20 protein-coding genes and 1 riboswitch are annotated in these 20,397 nt (G+C 70.2%); of the genes, 4 read left to right on the forward strand and 16 right to left on the reverse strand.

From position 1 onward, the window contains the following. Positions 1-9: 9 nt before the first annotated feature. Genes cysG through LRG10_RS05500 form a run of 12 tightly spaced genes read right to left on the reverse strand, consistent with a single transcriptional unit; the run spans position 10 to position 11,236 of the window. Complete coding sequence (cysG, locus tag LRG10_RS05445) at positions 10-1,464, reverse strand: siroheme synthase CysG (protein ID WP_201170392.1); 1,455 nt, start codon at positions 1,462-1,464, stop codon at positions 10-12. 4 nt (positions 1,465-1,468) lie between these two features. Next, positions 1,469-2,782: a precorrin-3B C(17)-methyltransferase gene (gene cobJ / locus LRG10_RS05450; protein ID WP_238634887.1), complete on the reverse strand. Its 1,314-nt coding sequence runs from the start codon at positions 2,780-2,782 to the stop codon at positions 1,469-1,471. Continuing rightward, positions 2,779-3,177 (reverse strand): cobalamin biosynthesis protein, encoded by a 399-nt coding sequence (locus LRG10_RS05455; protein WP_201170394.1) that lies wholly within the window; start codon positions 3,175-3,177, stop codon positions 2,779-2,781. The genes cobJ and LRG10_RS05455 overlap by 4 nt, the downstream gene beginning before the upstream one ends. Then, positions 3,177-3,917 carry a cobalamin biosynthesis central domain-containing protein gene (locus LRG10_RS05460; RefSeq protein ID WP_201170395.1) on the reverse strand — a complete coding sequence of 247 codons (741 nt, stop codon included), beginning with the start codon at positions 3,915-3,917 and terminating at the stop codon, positions 3,177-3,179. The genes LRG10_RS05455 and LRG10_RS05460 overlap by 1 nt, the downstream gene beginning before the upstream one ends. Further along, entirely contained in the window at positions 3,914-4,666 is a 753-nt protein-coding gene (cobI, locus tag LRG10_RS05465) for a precorrin-2 C(20)-methyltransferase (RefSeq protein WP_238634888.1), read from the reverse strand. Before cobI ends, LRG10_RS05460 begins: the two co-directional genes overlap by 4 nt. Next, positions 4,663-5,961, reverse strand: coding sequence for a precorrin-6y C5,15-methyltransferase (decarboxylating) subunit CbiE (cbiE, locus tag LRG10_RS05470; protein ID WP_238634889.1), 1,299 nt, complete (start codon positions 5,959-5,961; stop codon positions 4,663-4,665). The genes cobI and cbiE overlap by 4 nt, the downstream gene beginning before the upstream one ends. Next, positions 5,958-6,626, reverse strand: coding sequence for a precorrin-8X methylmutase (locus tag LRG10_RS05475; RefSeq protein ID WP_238634890.1), 669 nt, complete (start codon positions 6,624-6,626; stop codon positions 5,958-5,960). The genes cbiE and LRG10_RS05475 overlap by 4 nt, the downstream gene beginning before the upstream one ends. A 10-nt stretch (positions 6,627-6,636) precedes the next feature. Beyond that, positions 6,637-7,461 (reverse strand): sirohydrochlorin chelatase, encoded by an 825-nt coding sequence (locus tag LRG10_RS05480; protein ID WP_201170399.1) that lies wholly within the window; start codon positions 7,459-7,461, stop codon positions 6,637-6,639. Between the two features lie 12 nt (positions 7,462-7,473). Beyond that, on the reverse strand, positions 7,474-8,253 hold the full coding sequence (gene cobM, locus LRG10_RS05485; RefSeq protein ID WP_201170400.1) for a precorrin-4 C(11)-methyltransferase: 780 nt from the start codon (positions 8,251-8,253) through the stop codon (positions 7,474-7,476). After that, entirely contained in the window at positions 8,243-9,040 is a 798-nt protein-coding gene (locus LRG10_RS05490) for an ABC transporter ATP-binding protein (RefSeq protein ID WP_238634891.1), read from the reverse strand. The genes cobM and LRG10_RS05490 overlap by 11 nt, the downstream gene beginning before the upstream one ends. Next, positions 9,037-10,128 (reverse strand): iron ABC transporter permease, encoded by a 1,092-nt coding sequence (locus LRG10_RS05495; RefSeq protein ID WP_201170403.1) that lies wholly within the window; start codon positions 10,126-10,128, stop codon positions 9,037-9,039. The genes LRG10_RS05490 and LRG10_RS05495 overlap by 4 nt, the downstream gene beginning before the upstream one ends. Continuing rightward, complete coding sequence (locus LRG10_RS05500; RefSeq protein ID WP_201170405.1) at positions 10,121-11,236, reverse strand: ABC transporter substrate-binding protein; 1,116 nt, start codon at positions 11,234-11,236, stop codon at positions 10,121-10,123. Before LRG10_RS05500 ends, LRG10_RS05495 begins: the two co-directional genes overlap by 8 nt. Before the next feature lie 141 nt (positions 11,237-11,377). Then, positions 11,378-11,551, reverse strand: a riboswitch (cobalamin riboswitch). Between the two features lie 239 nt (positions 11,552-11,790). Between LRG10_RS05500 and LRG10_RS05505 the strand changes: the two genes are divergently transcribed. After that, the gene (locus tag LRG10_RS05505; RefSeq protein WP_201170407.1) at positions 11,791-12,966 is read left to right on the forward strand and encodes an HD-GYP domain-containing protein; all 1,176 of its coding nucleotides are present in this window, start codon (positions 11,791-11,793) and stop codon (positions 12,964-12,966) included. A 1-nt stretch (position 12,967) separates the two neighbouring features. Here the strand turns inward: LRG10_RS05505 and LRG10_RS05510 are convergent, their stop codons facing one another. After that, a complete protein-coding gene (locus LRG10_RS05510) occupies positions 12,968-13,525 on the reverse strand; it encodes a trans-aconitate 2-methyltransferase (RefSeq protein WP_201241930.1) in 558 nt (185 codons plus the stop codon). Between the two features lie 117 nt (positions 13,526-13,642). On the opposite strand from LRG10_RS05510, the gene LRG10_RS05515 reads away from it, so the two are divergent. The 3 genes from LRG10_RS05515 to LRG10_RS05525 are packed head-to-tail and all read left to right on the forward strand — an operon-like array spanning position 13,643 to position 16,884. Beyond that, complete coding sequence (locus tag LRG10_RS05515; RefSeq protein WP_238634892.1) at positions 13,643-14,812, forward strand: HD-GYP domain-containing protein; 1,170 nt, start codon at positions 13,643-13,645, stop codon at positions 14,810-14,812. A 40-nt stretch (positions 14,813-14,852) separates the two neighbouring features. Next, positions 14,853-16,088 carry a diguanylate cyclase gene (locus tag LRG10_RS05520; protein ID WP_238634893.1) on the forward strand — a complete coding sequence of 412 codons (1,236 nt, stop codon included), beginning with the start codon at positions 14,853-14,855 and terminating at the stop codon, positions 16,086-16,088. A 58-nt stretch (positions 16,089-16,146) separates the two neighbouring features. Then, positions 16,147-16,884, forward strand: a complete 738-nt coding sequence (locus LRG10_RS05525) for a glutamine amidotransferase (RefSeq protein ID WP_201241932.1) — start codon at positions 16,147-16,149, stop codon at positions 16,882-16,884. Positions 16,885-16,908: 24 nt separating this feature from the next. On the opposite strand, the gene apbC is transcribed toward LRG10_RS05525, so the two are convergent. From apbC to LRG10_RS05540, 3 genes are read right to left on the reverse strand one after another with little or no spacing between them, the layout of a single operon-like run. After that, the gene (gene apbC, locus LRG10_RS05530) at positions 16,909-18,006 is read right to left on the reverse strand and encodes an iron-sulfur cluster carrier protein ApbC (protein ID WP_238634894.1); all 1,098 of its coding nucleotides are present in this window, start codon (positions 18,004-18,006) and stop codon (positions 16,909-16,911) included. After that, positions 18,003-18,467, reverse strand: a complete 465-nt coding sequence (locus tag LRG10_RS05535; RefSeq protein ID WP_201241934.1) for a molybdenum cofactor biosynthesis protein MoaE — start codon at positions 18,465-18,467, stop codon at positions 18,003-18,005. Before LRG10_RS05535 ends, apbC begins: the two co-directional genes overlap by 4 nt. 25 nt (positions 18,468-18,492) lie before the next feature. Continuing rightward, positions 18,493-20,301 carry an ABC transporter transmembrane domain-containing protein gene (locus LRG10_RS05540; RefSeq protein WP_238634895.1) on the reverse strand — a complete coding sequence of 603 codons (1,809 nt, stop codon included), beginning with the start codon at positions 20,299-20,301 and terminating at the stop codon, positions 18,493-18,495. Between the last annotated feature and the right edge of the window lie 96 nt (positions 20,302-20,397).

Below are 20,397 nucleotides of genomic sequence, written 5' to 3' on the forward strand. Positions count from 1 at the left end.
CTCACCGGATTAGCCGTTCAGCCCGCCCGTCCAGCAGGGGTCGATACTCGCCGCCGCATCGCGCTCCTCGGCCTCGCCGCGGTACCAGCCCAGGCGCGGATGCAGCTGCACCGTCGGCCCGACCACCACCAACGCTGGACTCTCTAGCCGCTCGGAGCGGACCCGCTGTGCCAGCGTCCGGAGATTGCCCAGAACCACCCGCTGCTGCGGTGTCGTCGCCTGGGCGACCACAGCGGCCGGATGCTCGGGCGGGAGCCCACATTCGCGTAGTTGTTCGCAAACCGCCTCGAGGTTGACCAGGCCCATGTAGATGATCAGCGTTTCGTCCTCGCGATAGGGCGCGTGGGCCCTCATCTGCGGGTGCCCGGCACGCCGGTGGCCGGTGAGCAGGCGGCAGGTCTGGGCGTAGTCCCGATGGGTCAGTGGGATGCCGGCGTAACTCGCCGCCCCCTGGGCAGCACTGATGCCCGGCACCACCTGGAAGGGGATGTCGTGCTCGATCAGGCCCTCGATCTCCTCACCGCCGCGGCCGAAGAGGAACGGATCACCGCCCTTGAGCCGGAGCACCCGCTTGCCGGAGCGGGCCAGATCGATCAGCCGTTCGTTGATCCGCTCTTGTGGCAGCGTATGCCGCCCCCGTCGTTTGCCCACCGGGATCCGCTCGGCCTCCTTGCGCACGAGATCCAGCAGGGCCGGCGCCGCCAGGCGGTCGTAGAGCACCACGTCCGCCCGCTGCATGAGCCGCAGCGCGCGGAAGGTCAGCAGATCGGGATCCCCGGGGCCAGCCCCGACCAGAAAGACCTCCCCACGCGGGGCCGGCCGCGCCCGCTCCTCCTCGAGCAGCCGCAACAGCTCGGCCTCCCCCTCGGCCTCGCGACCGGCAAGCACCGATTCCGCGGCGGCACCATCAAAGATCTGCTCCCAGAACCGCAACCGCCAGTCCTTGTCCGGCAAGGCCACACGCACCCGCTCGCGCATCCGGCCAGCCAGGCGCGCCAGCCGACCGTAGGCCGCCGGCAGCAGGGTCTCCAGCCGGCTGGCGATCTGTCGAGCCAGCACGGGGGCGGCGCCGCCGCTAGAGACCGCCAGTTGCAGGGGCGAACGATCGACCTGCACAGGTGTTATGTAGGTGCTCAATGAAGGGCGTCCGGCTACATTGACCGGGATCCCCCGGACGCGGCAGGCGTGATAGATGGTGCGGTCGGTGGCCTCGTCCCCGGTGGCCCCCACCACCAGTGCTGCGCCTTCTTCCATGCCCGGGGCGAACCCCTCGGCGCGGTGGTGGAGTTCGCCGGTAGCGTTCTCCAGCAGGCGCTCACACGGCGCACCCAGCTCCGGCGCGATCAGCTCCACGCGGGCGCCGGCCCGCAGCAGATCACCGGCGCGTCGGGCCGCGGCTTCGCCGCCGCCGACCACCAGGCAGCGACACCCGTCAAGCTTGAGGAAGATCGGATAGTGGTGCATAGACTCAGCCCGCACGCCCCGATGCGTCCCCGGCCGGGTTCCTGCCGGTAACACGCTGCAGCGAAAGCAGGCCCCGACCGCGTTCATCCACCAGCTCCAGGCTGCAGAGCTGGCAGGTACCGGCCAGCGCCCAGGCCGCGGCCACGCGCTGCCAGTCGAGTTCGACCCGGCCGCCTCCGGCACCGAGGACCAGCGTCTCACCGTCGTAGTAGAGCCCCGCACCAGCCACCGAACAAACCATGCGCGTTCCGGCCGGCCCGCGCACGACGGCCCGGATCCGCGGCCACTCGCGGCACTCCTCCAGGTGACGCGGCAGGTCCGTCACCTCGATCCGGCTGGTCATGAACGGCGTATCCGGCTCCGCCACGTCGTCCGCAACGGCGGCCAACGCCTCGGCCCAACCGACGTCGAAATGCGCCGCCGCGGCCTCCAGGCTTGGCGTCTGCTGCTCGCGCAACCACTGACGCAGGACCACCGGCCAGCCCTCCAGCCCCAGACTCAGCGATTGCCCGCGCTGCTCACCGGGCACGGGCGTGCCAGCCTCAGCGTACTTGGCGGTGTAGCCCCGCGGGGTCACCATCCGGCCGTGCTCGAACCGGGTCGAGCGGTTGCCGATGATCACCGTGCTGAGCATACTCGGCTCGGCCTGGTGGAGCTGCTCTAGGGGCAGGTGCTGGACCTGCTGGCGCTCGCGGTAGGCCGAGCGGACCACCGCCACCGGAGTCTTCGGATCGCGATAGCGCAGCAGGATCTCCTGCGCCCGGGCGATGTGCGCCTGGCGGCGTTTGCTCGCCGGATTGTAGAGGACGGTGACGAAGTCACCGCGCCCGGCGGCCTCCAGCCTGCGCGCGATCACCGGCCAGGGCGTGAGCAGGTCCGAGAGCGAAATGGTGCAGAAATCGTGGGTCAGGGGGGCACCGACCAGGGCAGCGCAGGAGGACAGCGCCGAGGTCCCCGGCACCACCTCCACCTGAACCTCCCCGGCGCCCCCCTGCCAGCCCTGTTGAAGCAGGAACTCGTAGGTCGGCCCTGCCATGCCGTAGACCCCGGGATCGCCGGAAGAGACCAGGGCCACCACCTGCCCGGCCCGGGCCGCTTGCCAGGCTGCCTCGACCCGGTCAAGCTCCTCGGTCATGGCCTTGCCGATCACTGTCTTACCTTCCAGCAGCTCCGGGATCAGCTTGAGGTACGTCTGGTAACCGATGACCACCTCGGCCTCGGCGATCGCCTCTCGGGCCCGCGCAGTCATGTGCGCCGGGTCACCCGGGCCGATCCCCACCAGAAGGATCTGCCCCGGAGGGGGAACATCGCCTGTCATGCGTTCAGCCTCGCTATCGATACCGTGGCGTTGCGTCCGTCGCCGCCCCGCCAGCGGCGTTTCTCGATGATCAGATCGGCGCTGTCGGCATCGGCCCGGCACAGCGCCGCCGCTTCGGCGACCGCCGGCGTCCCGGTGTGCCGGCGCACCACCTCAGAGGGGTGCGGCACCGGGATCGCGGCCAGTTGCGTCGCCGGATAGAAAACCAGGGGCCAGCCGTGGGCCCGCGCCAGGGCGTGCAGCGCCGGTTCATCGCGCTTGAGGTCGATACTCGCCACCGCAACCACGTCCGCGTTGCACAGCCCAGCCTCGGCCAGTGCCGCGGCCACCGCCGCGGCCACCGTCTCCTCCGCCGCACCGCGGTCACAGCCAATCCCCAACACCACACGCGGCATTACGGACCCCGGCGCGCGGTTCGGTAGCGTACCAGCCGATCGCCCAGGCGTGCCTGCCAATCGGCGGACGGCGCCTCGTCGCGGACCCAGAGCACGGCACTGTAGGCCCCCGGGTCCAGGGCATCGGACTTGGTGAAGCGGTACAGGTTCGCCGGTGGTGGGGTTGCCGGGCGCCAGGTGTCGGCCTCCTCGATCAGCGCGACCGGCTCACCGTGAAGCAGCGCCGCCGCGGCCCGACGTAGGGCTGCAGTGGACGCCACCACCCGCCAGCCCTGCTCCCGGCCGAGCAGGTCCACCGCAGGCAACCCGCGTCGGTCCGAGGCCGTGGTCACCACGGGAGTGGCGCCGAGTTCCCGGGCGACGCGCTGCGCCCAGGCATTGGCCCCGCCCAGGTGGCCGCCGAGCACCGCCACCGCGAAATGCGCCGAATCATCCACGCTGACCACCCCGGGGTCACGGGTCTTATCGACCAGATACGGGGCGAGCAGGCGCACACAGGCACCCACCGAGGCGAAGCAGATAACCTGTTCGAGGGGGGAGCGGAGACGCTCCCCCAGGGCCTCCGCGAGTGCCCCGGATGCCACCGGCGTGCAGCGCTCGCCGTGGTCGGCCAGCAGTGGCGCGACCCGCTCGGTGACCAGGATTTCCGCCCCGGGCCAGAGCACCGCCAGGCGCGCCGCACCGGCGGCACCGCCACGGCTGACCACCACCAGCAACAGCCCTGCACCCGCCTCGCTCAAACGCCCTCGCCTCCTCCGGAGGGCGCGCCGGAGCGGCCCTTGCAGACCATCAGCAGCGAGAGGTAATGAACCGTCTCGCCGCGCAGCCCGGTGATCTCCGTAACCACCCGCTCCTGCGGGGTGCCGACGCGCTCGACGAAGACGCTGGCGTCGCTCAACCCGCGCCGCTCGAGCAGCTCGACCAGCGGGTCGAGCAAGGGCTTGACCTTGAGCAGCACCAGCGTATCCACCTCCGGCAACAGTCGTTCCACGGTCTCCATCCCGTACCCCCCCGGGAGCACCGCCAGCGCGTCGCCCTGGCTGGCCAACGGCCAGCCGACGCGCGCCGGGGCCGCCAGGAAGGAGGCCACCCCCGGGATGGTCTCCACTCCGGCACCGGGCTCCTCGGCGAGCACGGTACGGGCCAGGTGCCCGAAGGTGGCGTAGGTCGAGGCATCGCCCTCGACCAGGAAGGCCACATCCCGCCCCTGCGCCAGGGTCGTGGCCACGGTCGTCGCCGCCCGCCCCCAGTGCAGCGCCAGCGTCCCCGGGTCGTGGGTCATCGGGAAGACCAGGGGCATGGCATCGTCCGGTGCCACCAGCCCGCCGCGCTCGACGATATCCAGCGCGTAGCTGCGCTGCCCTTGGGCCCGCACCGGATACGCCCAGCGCGCATCTCCCTGCAGGACCTGCCAGGCCCGGCGCGTGATCCATCCGGGATCCCCGGGGCCCAGCGAAACCCCGATCAACCTTCCCGAGGCTGTCGTCATGCTGTCTCCGTCTTGTTCGCCGTGAGTACCCAGACCGGGTTCTCCGCGCGGAAAGTGCGCATCCCGGCCAGCTCACCACTGCGGCTGGCCTGCAGCTGCACCGCCTCCCACTGCACGGTCCCCTGGGCCGCGGCGGCATCGAGCCGGGCCATGGCCTGTTGGAGATTCTCCAGGGTCACCACGTTGATCACCAGCCGCCCGCCCGGACGCAGTCGCTCCAGGCAGTGGTCGATCAACGTGCCCAGTGCTCCGCCGGAGCCACCGATGAACACCGCGTCCGGATCCGGCCATTGTTCCAGCCCCTGCGGAGCCCGGCCGTGATGGAGCGTGACATTCCCCGCCCGACGCCGGCGCCGATTCTCCTCGGCGATGGCGAGATCCTCGAGGCGGCGCTCCATGGCCCAGACATGCCCCCGCGGGCAGAGCCTCGCGGCCTCGAGGGCCACCGCCCCGGAACCGGTCCCGATATCCCAGACCCGGCTCTCGGCGGTCAGCGCCAGACTGGCCAGGGCAACCGCCCGGACCTCCCGCTTGGTGATCAGGCCGCGCTGCGGGCGACGCTGGGCAAACGATGCATCGGCCCCGGCGAATGGCCAGGCCAGTGCCGCCGTACGGCGCCGCACCAGCGCCACATGGGGCTGCGCATACCGGTGCGCCGCAGCGCTGCCGAGCGGCGCCGGCGGATGGAGCTGTTCATCCTCCCGCCCGATGCGCGCCACTACGGCCACCTCCAGTTCTTCATCGCTGTAGCCGACCGCCTGCAGCTGCCGGGCCAGCCAGTCGGCGCCATTCTCACCGGTGGTGTAGACCGCCACGCGCTCGTGATCATCCAGGGCACGCAGCACCCCGCTCATCGGGTGCTCGGGCGACGCCGCCTGCGCCGACCAGTCATCGGCCGCGCGGCCGTGCACCGAGGCGATGGCGGTCTGCGCCACCGGCCAACCGAGCCGGGCACAGGCCAGCTGAACCAGCGACGGGGCCGGCAGTACCCGGCAGCGCGCGGCACCGAGGCTCGCGGTGACGCGCTCGCCAATGCCGTGGCAGAGCGGGTCGCCACTGGCAAGAACCACCACGTGCCGCCGCTGCGCCGCCGCGGCCTCGATCCAGGCCGGAACTTGCGCCACGCTGCCGGTCAGATCCCGGCGCTCCGCCCCGGGGGCCAGGGGCGCACAGGTTTCGAGAACGCGCCGCCCGCCGATGAGCAGATCCGCCCCGGCGATCGCATCGCGGGCAGCAGGCGCCAGCGCTTCGGGGCCGTCATCCAGCACGCCGACGATGGTGCACACGGGGCTCACGCGCCGGCCTCCCCGGCCAGGCCAAGCAGGGCGTGGAGGCAGGCCACCACCGCCGGCGTCCCGCCCTTGCGCCCGGCCGTGGCAATCCACGGCACCCGCTGTTGCGCCATAGCCTCGTCGCTGGACTCGGCGGCGGCGACAAATCCCACCGGCATGGCGATCAGCAGTCGCGGCGCCACCTCGCCACGCTCGATGCGCGCGAGGATCGCCCGCAGGGCGGTCGGGGCGTTGCCCACGGCGACCATGGCGCCGTCGAGCCGCCCCTGCTCGGCGGCCAGGGCGACGGCCTGCTCGGCCCGTGTCGTCCCGGCGCGCTCGGCACGCTCCGCCGCTTGCGGGTCGTTCATCAAGCAGTGGGCCTCGACCCCGAAATAGCGCAGGCGTGCCGCCGAGAGGCCGACCCGGATCATCTCGACATCGACGAACACCGGCGCCCCGGAGCGGATCGCCGCCACCCCGGCTGCCACCGCCTGGGGATGGAAGCGGGTCACACCGTTGAAATCAAAATCCGCCGTGGCGTGGATCATGCGCCGGACTACCGGCCACTGTGCGGTGTCGTAGGCGCTGCGATCTCCGGCCTCGGCATCAACACGGGCGAAGGAGCACTCCTCGATACGCCGCCCGGAGGCGGTCTGCTGCTCGGTCACGGACGGCTCACGGGACATTGCGGCACCCTCAGTGGTGGTGATGATGGTGGTGATGACCGGCCGCGGCCCGGTGCGGACAGCCGTCGCACTCGAGCATGGCCTGCCCGGTCCGCGCCTCCTCCACCCGGTGGGCGATCAGATCGAAGACTTCCGGCTCGAAACCGAGATAATCCGCCAGGGCGAAGACCGTCCGGGGATACTGGATGCGCAGCCGCTCCACCTGTTGCTCGATGCGCTCGATCAACCGTCCGGTGAACAGGTAGTACGGCAGGATCACCTGTTGCGTCGCGCCCAGCAGGTGGTGGCGCTGCACCACCGCCTCCAGGCGCGGGTGCGTCACGCCAGTGAAGGCGATATCGACCAGGTCATGCTCGCCACCCTCGTAGAGCCACCGCCCCAACCGCGCGAGCTCCCCGTTGGCGGTGCGGTCCGAGGACCCCCGACCGAGCAGGATGACGCCGGTGGTCCGCGGATCGGGGACGTGCAGGGCCTGCATGGCATCGCGCAGACGCCGCTCGACCAGACCCAGCGACGATTCACTGACTCCCAGGTGGCGTGCCAGGCGGAAATCGACGCCGGGGTGCCGCTCTCGAGCCGCATCGACCTGCTCGGGCACCTCGAGTTTCACGTGCCCGGCGGCATTGAGGATCAGCGGCACGGCAATGACGCGCTCGGCACGGGCCGCGGCGCGATCCAGGCCCTCGCTAAGCAGCGGATCGGCGAACTCGATGAAGCAGGTCTCCAGTCGCCAGTCCGGATAGCGCTCGGCCAGCATCCCGGCGAACCGGCGGATCTCCTCATTGCCGTCCTCTTGGCGTGATCCATGCCCGATCAGAAGGATACAATCACTCATTCAGAAACGTCCTCAGCTTTCAGGGCGGCGGAAACGGTGCGCGAAGTCCGGATCGTAGAGCCGCGAGCGCGCCGCCGGCGCCGCCTGCCGCGCCCCCAGCGCCGGTCCAACCAGGATCATCGTCTGGCTATTGAGCCCGGCGGCGCGGCAGTCTTCGGCGAGATCGCGGATGCAGGTGCGCAGCACCTGCTCCACCCCGGGCCAGGAGGCGCGGTGGACCACCACCACCGGGGCATCCTCTTCCCAGCCACCCCGGCAGAGGGCGTCCGCCAGGCGCTCCAGCAGGGTGATCGAGAGATAGATGCACAGGGTGCTGCCGTGGCGGGCCAGGTCGGCGAGCTGCTCGCCGGCCGGCATGGGGGTACGCCCCTCCACCCGGGTGAAGATCACGGTCTGAGTCCCCTCGGGCAGGGTCAGGCTCTCGCCGGCGGCCGCCGCGGCAGCCATCGCCGAGGTCACCCCCGGGACCAGGTGGACCGGGATGCCAGCCGCATCCAGCGGACGCACGATCTCCACGAAAGCGCCGTAGAGCCCCGGATCGCCGGGCTGCAACCGCACCACGCGGCGTCCGGCCCGGGCGCGCTCGAGCAGCCAGCCCTGGATCTCCTCCAGGGTCATGCCCTTGGAGTCGGCGACCTCACAGTGGGGCGGCGCCCATTCCAGCACCCCGGCGGGTACCAGCGAGCCGGCGTAGAGCACGGCGTCCGCCGCCGCGACACGATCCCGCCCGCGGACCGTGATCAGATCGGCCGCCCCGGGCCCCGCCCCCACGAACCAGACCTCACCCGTCATGCACACCCCCTCTCTGCTGCAATCGGTAGCCGACCACGAAGGGCGCCTGCTGGTGCTCGACAACGCGGACATCCACGTCATAGGCGGCACGGATGGTCGGCGTGTCGATCACCGCCTGCGGCGGTCCGTCGGCCATGACCCGGCCATCGCGCAGCAGCACGATGCGGTCAGCCAGTTGCACGGCGATGTTGATATCGTGGAGCACGACCAGCACGCCCTGCCCCTGTTCCCGGGCGCACGCGGTCAGGATCTCGATGGCATCGCGCTTGTGCTTCATGTCCAGATGGTTGGTTGGCTCGTCGAGCAGCAGGAACGGCGTCTGCCGGACCAGCGCCCGGGCGATGGCCGCTTTTTGCCGCTGCCCGCCGCTGATCTCGGTCAGCGGCGCCTGCGCCAAATCCGCCATACCCAGACGCTTGAGCACAGCCTCGGCGCGGGCGAGGTCCGCCGGATCGTGCCGCCAGCTCGCCCGACGCAGACCGAGCAGTACACTTTCGAGCACGGTCAGCGGGTAGACGGCATCGGCGGTCTGCGCCACGTAGGAGAGCCGGCGGGCGATGCGCGCCTGCCGCTGCCCCTGCACCGGCTCACCGGCGATGGTGAGGGTCCCGTGGCGCGGACGCAGGATGCCGGTGATGCACTTGAGCAGCGTGCTCTTGCCAGAGCCGTTGGGCCCGATCAGGGCGACCACCTCGCCGGCTTCCACGCGTGCGTCGACACCGCGAAGCACCTCGGTGCGCCGATAGGCGTAGCGCACGCCGAGCAGTTCGATCCCGGTCGCCGTCACGCCCCCCCTCCCGTCTCGCGGCGGCGCAGGATCAGATAGATGAACAGCGGCGAACCGATGAACGCCGTGACCACACCCACGGGCAACACCACCGATTCGAAGGCGTGCAGCGATACCAGATCCGCCAGCGTCAGCAGCAGGGCGCCAATCAGGGCAGTGGCCGGGATCAGGAAGCGGTGATCCGAGCCGATCAAAAGCCGCGCTAGGTGCGGCGCCACCAGACCGAGGAAGCCGATCCCGCCGGTGAACGCCACGGTGACCGCGACCAACAGGGCGACCAGGAACATCAGGCCGATGCGCAGCGGACCGACCGCGATCCCCAAGCTGGTGGCGGTCTCGTCACCGAGCAGCAACCGGTTCAGATCGCCGCTTTTCCAGAGGAAGACCGGCAGAGTCGCCACCAGCGCCGCACTGATGAATACGAAGCTCTCCCAGTCGGCGCGGCTGAGGCTGCCCACGCTCCAGAACATGACCTCTCGGGTGGCGTCGGCATCAGCGAAGTAGATCAGCAGCGTCGTGGTCGCCCCGAAGAAGTACATCAGAGCGATGCCGGCGAGGATCAGGCTCATCGGCGTCGCCCCCTTCCACTGCCCGATGAGCAGGATGAGCAGGGACACCGCCATGGCGAAGAGGAAGGCGTTGCCGACGATGCCGTAAACACCGAAGGCCGAGAAGCCGAAAATGATCGCCAGCGCCGCCCCCAGCGAGGCTCCCGAGGCGATCCCCAGGGTGAACGGCGAAGCCATAGGATTGCGCAGCAGGCTCTGCAGGATGACGCCACCGAGCGCCAGCCCCATGCCGGCCACCATCGCGGTAGCCAGGCGCGGCAGGCGGATGTTCCAGACCACGTTCTCGGTCTGCGCGCTGACCCACGACGCCCCGAGCGGGCGAGCCACCAGCGCCTGCACCACCTCGCTCAGCGGGATGCCCATCGGGCCCAGCGCCAAGCCAAAGCCCGCCGTAGCCACCAGGGCTGCCGCCAGGCCGAGCAGCACCAGCGTCTTGGCCCGGATCGCGCGCGTGTAGTCGTCAATGAGGCCCCGCGGTGGCGCCGGCCGGACGGGGGTGCCGACGGTCAACTCAGCCATCCTCGAGGCTGCTGAGCTCCATGAGCCGGTCGTAGAGACCGGGGTCGCCGTAGAAGACCTCCAGAATCTCCTCGCCGCGGTCGCGGAGATCGACGCCTGCCATGGCCTCCGGGTAGAGGACGCGAGCCATGTGCACCAGATCGATCAACCCCGTCGCCAGGTCCCAGCCCATGTAGGTGCCCTTGAAGCGGTGGATACGCTCCGCCTCGATGGCTGCTACACCGGACAAGCGCTCATCGTCGAGCACCTCGGCGCGTTCCACGCGACTCGCTCGGGACGGTGTGTGGAGGAGGATATGCTGGGGATCCCAGCTCAGCAGCTCCTCGGCACTGACCTCGCCATCGTCGCCGGCACGGCCGGCAGTGACCATCTCGGCACCGAGCAGCTCGACGGGGAAGTAGAAGGAGACGTGGTTGTAGAGATTGCGCCGGTGGGCCAGATAGACCCGAGGCGGCTGCTCGCCAGCGACCCGCTGCTGCACGGCGGAGACCGTGGCGTGGTAGAAATCGAGCAGCTCTTCGGCCCGCTCCTCGCGACCGGACACTTCGCCGAGGAGCCGGTAGGCCTGTTCGATCTGCTCCTCGACGGCCTCCTGCGACGCCCGCTCCCGGCCCAGGGTGTTCAGCGCCACCACCGGCACGCCCAGCTGTTGCTCGTAGCGTTCTGCCTGTTCGGCCATCGCCTGATCGTCATCACCGCGGCTGAAGGCCCAGTAGATAAACAGATCCGGCTCCGTGGCGAGCACCCGCTCGGCACTGAACTCCGAACCGGGCTGGCCGCCGCCGACCATGGCCACCTCGTCAAGGCGCCCGAAGGCCTCGACCTCGATGGGCTTCGCCTCGGAGAAACGCGAGCCGTACATATCGCTCGGGATGCCCACCAGGCGCTCCTCAACCCCCAGGTGGAGCGCCATGCGGAAGGCGTCGACATTGACCGTGGCGATCCGCTCGGCCGATTCCGGGACCTCCACGCTGCGGCCGAGCATATCCTCAACCTCACGGGTTTCCCGGACACCCCCTCCATCCGGATCATCGTCGAGGGCATCCCCACACCCGCCGAGGATAAGGCCGACCCCGGCCACGAGGGCGATGCATGGATTGCGGTGCATGGCTCCTCCAGTCACTGGATCCAGTACGCCATGCGGGGAGCGGGTCGGAAACGGGCACGCCGTGGCGCTGGGACAGGGCGCGGCTGAAGCTACCGTCACCGCCACGCACGGTTCCCCGCCGTGTGGCTGCGACCCCCAGACCGGTCTCCGGGCTCGCGAGCGGGGTCGAACCCCGGGCGCCGCGCCTTCCCGCACCGGGTGCCAGGGACACCGTGGATGCAGTGGCGATGCAGCGCCCACTCTCGCCTACCGTTGCGGGGACAGCGTCGGCCTTGCCTGCGCCCGCCCGGGCCGCAGTGCGCACCGACTTCCCGACCGTCCCCGGCGCTGTCGGGCGGACCACGCGGCGGGGAACGGCCCCGGCAGCGATGGTAACTGCCAGGTCACCTGGGGAGGCTGGACTCTACGGCCGGCTCGGGGCAGCTGTCAACGCGGCCCGATCGGGCGCCCAGCCGGGCCGATGGCCACAACCTCGAACTTTATGGCACAATTGCGCCGTATCAAAGAAGGGTATGGACGCCCGCGACCCCTCCCGACCCCCCGACGGAGATGTCATGGGCACAGACGCGAATTCACCCTGCCCCCAGGCGGGTGACATAGTCACCGACGCGCTGGATACCCTGCCGCTGAGCGACCAGGAACCGCACCTGCGCCTTAGCGAGCGCTTTGAACGCCTGCGCTGCCATATCAACCAAGCGCTGCCCGGCGGCGCAATCCACCGCATCGCCGTCGCCATCTACGAACCGGACGCCAACCGTCTCAAGACCTACGGCGCCGGCGGCGATGCTCCCAGCCCCCTGGATCACTACGAGACCCGGCTAGGCGAGGCCCCCACCCTGCGCGCCCTGGCCGAGGCGCCGCAGGTGCGCATCATCGACGACTACCGGGAACACCCCAGCCCGAAACCGCACACCGTCAGCATCCGCGAGAGCGGGTTGCGCGCCGGGATGATCCTGCCGCTGCAGCACGACGAGAATTTCTTCGGCTTCCTGTTCCTCAACTCCCGGCGGCCGGGCTACTTCTCGGAGGCCGTCGTCGAGCGGCTGGCGCCTTACATCGACCTGGCCCGCTTGCTCGCCATCACCTCCATCCGCACCACGCAGACCCTGCGCGGCGCGGCGCGCACGGCCATGGCCTTCGGCCGTGCGCGGGACGACGAGACCGGTGGCCACCTCGCCCGGATGGCGGAGTACAGCCGACTGATCGCTCTGGAGCTGGCCGCAGCTCACGGTCTCGGCGACGAATACATCGAGATGGTCTATCAGTTCGCCCCGGTGCATGACGTGGGCAAGATAGCCGTCCCCGACGGCATCCTGCTCAAGCCCGGCCGGCTCACCGACGAGGAGTTCGCGCAGATGCGCGAGCACGTCAGCCGCGGCGTGGCCATGGTGCTGGCGATGACCGAGGAGCTGGGGCTGAGCGAGGACCGGCGGGCGGCCATCATGCGCAACATCGTCGCCTACCACCACGAGCGCCTTGACGGCAGCGGGTATCCGACCGGTGCAAGCGGCGAGCAGATCCCGCTGGAGGGGCGCATTGTGGCCGTCGCCGACGTCTTCGACGCCCTGACCAGCGAGCGTCCCTACAAACGGCCTTGGGGTTTCGCCGAGGCTGCCGAGACCCTGCGAGCCGAGGCAAAGGCGGGCAAGCTGTGCGGGGAGTGCGTGGAGGCTTTCCTGCGCCGGGGCGCCGAGATCGAGGCGATCAGACAGCGCCACGGCCACCGCTGAGCTAGCCGCACACGTCCAAACGAGCGCGACAGGCCCGCGGAATCCGGTAGAGATAGACCGGGGCGTCCAGGCGCACGGGCGGCCGGTGCACGGCGCACGGTTGCCAGCCCGGGATGCGGAACGTGTTGCTCACCACCAGCGCCCCGGCGGGCAACTCCCGGCGCCATCGCGGCTCGAGCTCGCGAATCGCCTCAAGGTGCAGATAGCAAACCACCGCACGGGCATCACGGAAGGACACCTGGCGCAGGTCGCGGCGCCGGAATTCGACATTGGGCACCGGCCGGATCCACTGCAGCAGGCAGGCGAACAACCACGGCAGCGGCGAGAGCTCGTACCCGATCACCCGGGCCCGCGGGCACCGTCGCCCCACCGCCCGGGCCAGCCCGCCCCATCCAGAGCCAGCCTCGATCACCGTTCCCTCGAGCTCGGCCGGTAGCGCAGCAATCACCAACTCCTGCCCCAGACGTGTGGAGGGCAGCGGCGAGATGCCCGTGACCACCGTGTAGCCGACGATCAGCAGCATGCCCCCCAGCATGACGACAAGAATCAACGCCTCCAAAAACACCGTTCCTCCATGGAGTCTCGCACAGCCCCGCCCAGGGCCGGTTCGTTCCGCGGGCGTATACCCACGCATAGGCTGGTAGAATGGTCGGAGCCGGACAACGAGCCTGAGACCATGAACCAGCGGGCCATCCCCACCAAGCGGGCCACCGTTCAAGCCGACGACCTGGCGCTCGGAAAGCCCGTGCCCTACGACATCGAGGACGCCTACGGGCACCTACTGCTGCGGCGCGGCTCGATTCTGCGCTCCCGCGAGCAGCTGGAGCGGCTCCTGCAGATCGGCCGGACGCCCTACCACGTGGCCGCCTGGCGTCAAGAGACCGGCGGGGTCTCGCGGCGGCGCGAGCTCGCCTTGGCCGCTTTCCGCAACCCCTTCGACCTGATCTATCAGATCTCCCGCGCGCTGCAGGAGACCTTCAAGTGGCTGGGCGAGGATAACGACCGCTTCCTGCGTCGCCTCGACCACCTCGCCAGCCGTATCGGCGACCTGGTCGAGCGCGACGCCGATGCGGCCATCGGGGCTGCCCACCTCGATGAGGCGTTCGCCTACTCGATCCGCCACCCGATCCGCCAGGCGATCCTTTGCGATGTCGTTGGCAGCCAGTTGGACATCCCGGACAGCGAGCGGCGTTCCATCGTCCTCGCCGCCCTCTCGGCGAACATCGGTATGCTCGAGACGCAGGATGGCCTTGATCGCCAGAGTGCACCACTCGACGACGCCCAGCGCAGGGACCTGGAAGAGCACCCGTTGCGCTCGGTGGAACGCCTGTCGGCAGCCGGGGTCGAGGACCCGATCTGGCTCCGGGTCGTCGCCGAGCACCACGAACGGCTCGACGGCAGCGGCTACCCGGCTGGCCTGCACGGTACTCAAATCTGCCGCGGGGCACGGCTCCTGACCATCGCCGACACCTATCTGGCGATGATCAGCAACCGTGTCTACCGGCCTGCCACGGCGGTCCGCGAGACCCTGCTCGAGCTGATGAATCAGAGTGGCCGGATCTACGACCGCGACATCCTCTCCGGGTTGATCCAGACCATCGGGATCTATCCGGCAGGCAGTTTCGTCGCCCTGGACAGCGGCGAGCGCGGCGTCGTCATCCAGCGCGGCAACCGCGGCGCCAACCCGGTCGTGGCCGTCCTGATCAAGGCCAACGGCCAGCCCACGGCACGACCGCTCTATCGCGACACCAGCCAGCCGGACATGCCCAACGTCGACTCACTGGAGCCCACCCATCAGCTGGCGCAGCGCTTCCAGCTCGCCTCGCTGTGGGGCTACGATTCCTGAGCTGCGCGCGCCGGTGCCGCGCGCCCCGGATGGAGACGCAATGGCCGCCGTGCAACGCCTGCTCAGCTCGACCTGGCTGCTTCACCTGCTGTTCCTGGCCGCCCTGGCGGCCTGGATCGTCCTGCTTGACGCCCCCTTCCCGCGCCCGGCGATCGCGTTGCTGGAGGCCCACTCGTTCGAGTTCCTCGCCATCGCCGGCGGCATGGTGGCGGTGTTGGCCCTGCTCTACCGGCGCGCCAACCTGGCCTTGCAGGCCGCCGCCATCAGCCTGGCCATCAGCGGGATCGGCGTTGCGCCGTCACCGGCCCACGGGGTCACGGCGGCCGCCATCCTGCTGCCGATCAACCTCCTGATCCTGACCCTGCTCGATGACCGGGGCCTGCTCAGCCGAGCCGGGCTGTGGCGCTGCGCCGCCCTGGCGCTGCAAGCCCTGCTCGTCCTCGGCCTGTTCCGCTACCAGCCCGACTGGCTGGAAGCACTGGCCGCCACCACCTTCCTGCCGCTTGGCTTGGCCGACTGGAGCAGCCTGCCCGAACAGGGCCTGCTGCTCGCCGCGCTGGCCGCCGCGAGCCTGCTCCTGTGGGCCCTGCTCGACCCCACCCCGCCCCACGTGGGCGCTTTCAGCGCGCTGCTGACCACCACCCTCGGCCTGGAACTGGCCCTTGCAAGGGGCGGCGAGCTGGTGCTGCCCACCCTGCTGGGCGCGGTTGCCCTCTTCCTCCTGCTTGTCGCCGTTTTACAGGAAGCCCACCGCATGGCGTTCCGCGACGGGCTCACCGGCCTACCGAACCGGCGCGCCATGGACAGCCTGACGCAGGGACTGAGCGGAAGCTACGCCATCGCCATGACCGACGTCGACCACTTCAAGTCCTTCAACGACACCCACGGACACGAAGTCGGGGACCAGGTGCTGCGTCGGGTGGCGGCAAACATCGGCCGGGTCGGCGCGGGCGGGCACCCCTTCCGCTACGGTGGCGAGGAGTTCGCGGTCGTCTTCCCGGGGCGCACCGCGGAGCAGGTCGTCGAGGCGCTGGAAACGGTGCGCGAGACGATCGCCAGCACCCCGTTCCGCCTCCGGGGTAGCGACCGGCCGGCCGATGACCGGCACGGCAGCCGCAAACGGGGCATCAAGCGCGGGCGGCAGCAGACGCAAATCACCATCAGCATCGGCGTCGCCGACAGCAGTACCGCGACAGACGCCGACGCCGTCGTACAGGCCGCCGATCAAGCCCTTTACCGGGCCAAGAAGGGCGGACGCAACCGGCTGGCCCAGTAGCACAATCCTCCGCAACCCCACGCCGGGATTGGAGAGGACCGATAAGGAGCTTTCGGGCATGACGAATGAGCACACCACCGACGGAACCATTTGGGTGGTCAAGACCGGACGCACCCTCCCTGCACTGCGCCGGCAGGGTGACTTCGAGGACTGGATCGGCGCCGGCCTGGGGCGTGCTCCCTGGCGCACCGTGGACGCCACCGCCGGACCCGCATCCCTGCCGAAACCGGCTCACCCGGCCGGTATCGTGGTCACTGGTTCACCGGCGATGGTCTCGCATCGTGAACCGTGGAGCGAAGCCGCCGCCGACTGGCTCGCGCAAGCCGCCGGCAAAGATATCCCGATCCTCGGTATCTGCTACGGCCACCAGTTGCTGGCCCACGGCCTCGGCGGCCGCGCCGGCCCCAACCCACGCGGCCGCGAGATCGGCACCGTCGGCGTCGAGCGCTTGGCACCGTGCGCCGACGACCCCCTGTTCGCCCCCGTGCCGGAGCGCTTCGCAGCCCACGTCACCCACGAGGAGTCGGTGCTGGAACTGCCCGAGGGCGCCGTCGTTCTCGCCGCCAACGAGCACGACGCCCACCAGGCGTTCCGTTGGGGGCGTCACGCCTGGGGCGTCCAGTTCCACCCGGAGTTCGACACCGCCATCACCCGCGGCTACATCTTCCATCGCCGCCCGGATCTGCGCCGGGAGGGCTTCGACCCGCGCGCGCTCTATCGCCAGGTCGCGGCCACGCCGGAGGCGACGGCGCTGCTCGATCGCTTCGCCGCCTACGTCACCAGCCGGGCGCGCTAGACAACGCGCCCGGCTGGCCGCTGGCTACTCGGAGGAATCACCGACGACGATGTTGGGAAAGGCGCTGCCGGAACTGCGCTCGCGCAACGACAACTGGGCCGCGACGCTGCGCGCCATGTGCCGGTAATCGGTAGCGATCCGGCCGTCGGGGTCGGCGGCCACGGTGGGGTGGCCGCTGTCCGACTGCTCGCGGATGGTGATATCCAGCGGCAGCGATCCGAGCAGGTGCACCCCGTACTGGCTGGCCATGGCGGCGCCGCCACCGCTGCCAAAGATGTGCTCCTCATGGCCACAGTTCGAGCAGATGTGCGTGCTCATGTTCTCGACGATACCGAGCACGGCTACATCCACCTTCTCGAACATGCGCAACCCCTTGCGTGCGTCGAGCAGCGCGATGTCCTGGGGCGTGGTGACGATCACGCCGCCACTGACCGGCACCTTCTGGGCCAGAGTGAGTTGAATGTCCCCGGTCCCCGGCGGCATGTCCACGATGAGGTAGTCAAGCCCCTCCCAGGCCGTCTCGGTGAGCAGCTGCTCCAGGGCCTGGGTCACCATGGGCCCTCGCCAGATCATCGGGGTCTCTTCATCGACCAGGAAGCCGGCCGACATCACCTGGATGCCGTGGCCGAGCATCGGCTGCATGTGCTTGCCGTCCCGGGACTCCGGCTGGCCACGCACACCGAGCATGCGCGGCTGGCTCGGCCCGTAGATGTCGGCGTCGAGCACCCCGACCCGGGCGCCATCGGCCTGCAGCGCGAGGGCCAGATTGGCCGTGACCGTCGACTTGCCCACACCGCCCTTTCCGGAGGCGACGGCGATGATATTCTTGATCTCGTCCTGCGCCTTGACGCCCGGCTGAACCGCATGGGCGTGGATGCGCGTCTGCACCGAGATCTGCACCTGCTGCGCCCCGGTCCCCTGCTCGATGGCGGCACGCAGCTCCTCGCCCAGCGTCTGGCGATAGCCCCCGGTCGGGTAGCCGAGCTGCACCACCACCCGAACGCTCTCGTCGTCGATCGCGATCTCGTCAACGCAGCCGGCCGAGACCGGATCGGTGCCCAGATAGTGATCCCGGACCTGGCGCAGAGCCTGCTCCACGGCCTCACGGGTGAGATTCGTCATACCTTTCCCCCGGCAGTCGTTTTCCCATCCGCGCCGGTCAGGGGGGTCAGCGGCACCCCCTGCTGATACGCGCGGGTTCCGTCCTCATAATGCTCGTCCTTCCAGAATGGCGCCCGCACCTTGAGCGTGTCGATGGCGTAACGGGCCGCCTCGAAAGCTTCACCCCGGTGGGCAGCTCGAACCACGACGACGACGCTCTCCTCACCGATGGCCAACTCGCCGACGCGATGAACGATGCGACAAGCCCCGACACCAAAGCGCTCGATCACCTCGGCCTCCAGCTCGGCCAGCACGCGCTCGGCCATGGGGCGGTACGCCGAGTAGGCAATCGCCGCCACGCGCCGCCCCTCGTGGTGATCGCGGACCGTCCCGCCGAAAACCACCAGGGCGCCGGCCGCGGGGTCGGCGGTATCGGCGAGCAGCGGCTCGAGTGCGATGGGCTCGTCGGTCACCCGGTTCATACCACCTCCTGGCCAGTCTGCGTCATTATGACACGCTGGCTCCGCTGTCGGCCTTCGCCGGCTTGGCCCCGCCCAGCTGCAGGGCGCAGAAGCGCCGGTACAGGGGACTATGCTGCTGCAGCTCGCTGTGGGTCCCCTGGGCTTCCACCCGCCCCTGGTCCAGGACCACGATGCGGTCGGCGGCCACGACCGTGGCCAGCCGGTGCGCGATGACCAGGGTCGTCCGCCCGGCCATGAGGCGCTCAAGCGCCTGCTGCACGGCCTGCTCACTCTCCGCATCCAGTGCGCTGGTGGCCTCGTCGAGCAATAGCACCGCCGGGTCGCGCAGGATGGCGCGGGCGATGGCGACGCGCTGGCGCTGACCGCCGGAGAGCTGGACCCCACCGGGGCCGAGTTCGGTATCCAGCCCCTGCGGCAGCCGCTCGAGGAACCCGAGGGCGTTGGCGTCGTGCGCTGCTGCACGCACCTCGGCATCGCCGGCCTCCGGGCGGCCATAGCGGATGTTCTCGGCGGCAGTCCCGGTGAAAAGCACCGGCTCCTGGGCAACCAGCCCGGTGCAGCGGCGCAGCTCCGCCGGATCCAGGTCGCGCAGGTCCACCCCATCGAGCTGCACGCAACCGGCATCCGGATCGTAAAAGCGCAGCAGCAGCTGCAGCAGCGTGCTCTTACCCGCACCCGACGGTCCCACCAGGGCCAGTCGCTCGCCGGGGCGCGCACAAAGGGTCACCCCACGCAGTGCCGGCTGATGCGCCCGCGCCGGGTAGGCGAAGGTCACGCCATCGAAACGCACCTCGCCACGCACCGGGTGCGGCAGCGCTCGCGGGCGGTCCGGAGCCCGGATCCGCGGCTCCGCATCGATCAGCTCGAAGATGCGGTCGGTGGCCCCCATGGCACGCAGGATCTCTCCGGCCACCTCGGCCATGGCGGCCACCGACCCGGCGGCCAGCACCGCATAGAAGACAAACGCCGACAGCTCCCCGGGCGTCATGCGCCCGGCGAGCACATCGTGACCGCCCTGCCAGAGCACGGCACCGACCGCGCCGAAGACGAAGAGCAGGGCTACGCCGGTCAGCCACGCCCGCTGCCAGGTCCGACGGATGGCGGTCGCGAAGGCCTCTTCCACCCGCTCGGCATAGCGCTTGCGGTCCTCGGCCTCATGGCCGAAGGCCTGGACCGTGCCGATGGCGTGCAGCGATTCACCGGCGAAACGGCCCACGTCGGCCACCCGGTCCTGGCTGTCCCGAGAGAGGCTGCGCACCCGCCGCCCGAACCAGAGGATGGGGATCAGGATCAGCGGAATGCCCACCACCACCAGGGTGGCCAGGCGCGGGCTGGTGACGAACAGCAGCAACAGGGCGCCGACGAAGGTCAGGGCGTTGCGCAGGGCGATCGACAGCGCCGAGCCGAAGAGATTCTGCAGGACCGTGGTGTCGGCGGTCAGCCGGGACTGGACCTCGCCCGCCCCGGTGCGCTCGAAAAAGGCCGGCTCGAGGCGGAGCAGGCGGTGGAAGAGCTGCTCGCGCAGATCCGCGGCCAGCCGTTCGCCGATCCAGGTGATCAGGTAGTAGCGGGTTGCCGAGGCCAGCGCCAGGATGAGGATCATCGCCAGGGTCGCCAGCAGCGCACGATCAAGCATCGCCGCATCGCCATCGGCGAACCCGTGATCGATGACCAGCCGAAGCCCCTGGCCGATGGCCAGCACGCCTCCGGCGGCGACGAGCAGCGCTGCGGCCGCAGCGGCCAGGCGCCAGCGGTACGGCTCGAGCATGCGCACCAGGCGCAGCAGTGTCGATCGACGTCTCAGGGTCTGACTCCGTTTGCCTTGGCGGTGCATGGACCAGTAAGGTTACAGCTTGCGTGGCGCGGACATGAATCGCGACCCCCCCCCCCCCCCGGGGGGGGGCCCCCCCCGGGGGGGGGGGGGGGGGCC

The organism is Halorhodospira sp. 9628 (assembly GCF_022228075.1).
In the GTDB taxonomy this organism is placed as follows: Bacteria; Pseudomonadota; Gammaproteobacteria; order Nitrococcales; family Halorhodospiraceae; genus Halorhodospira; species Halorhodospira halophila_A.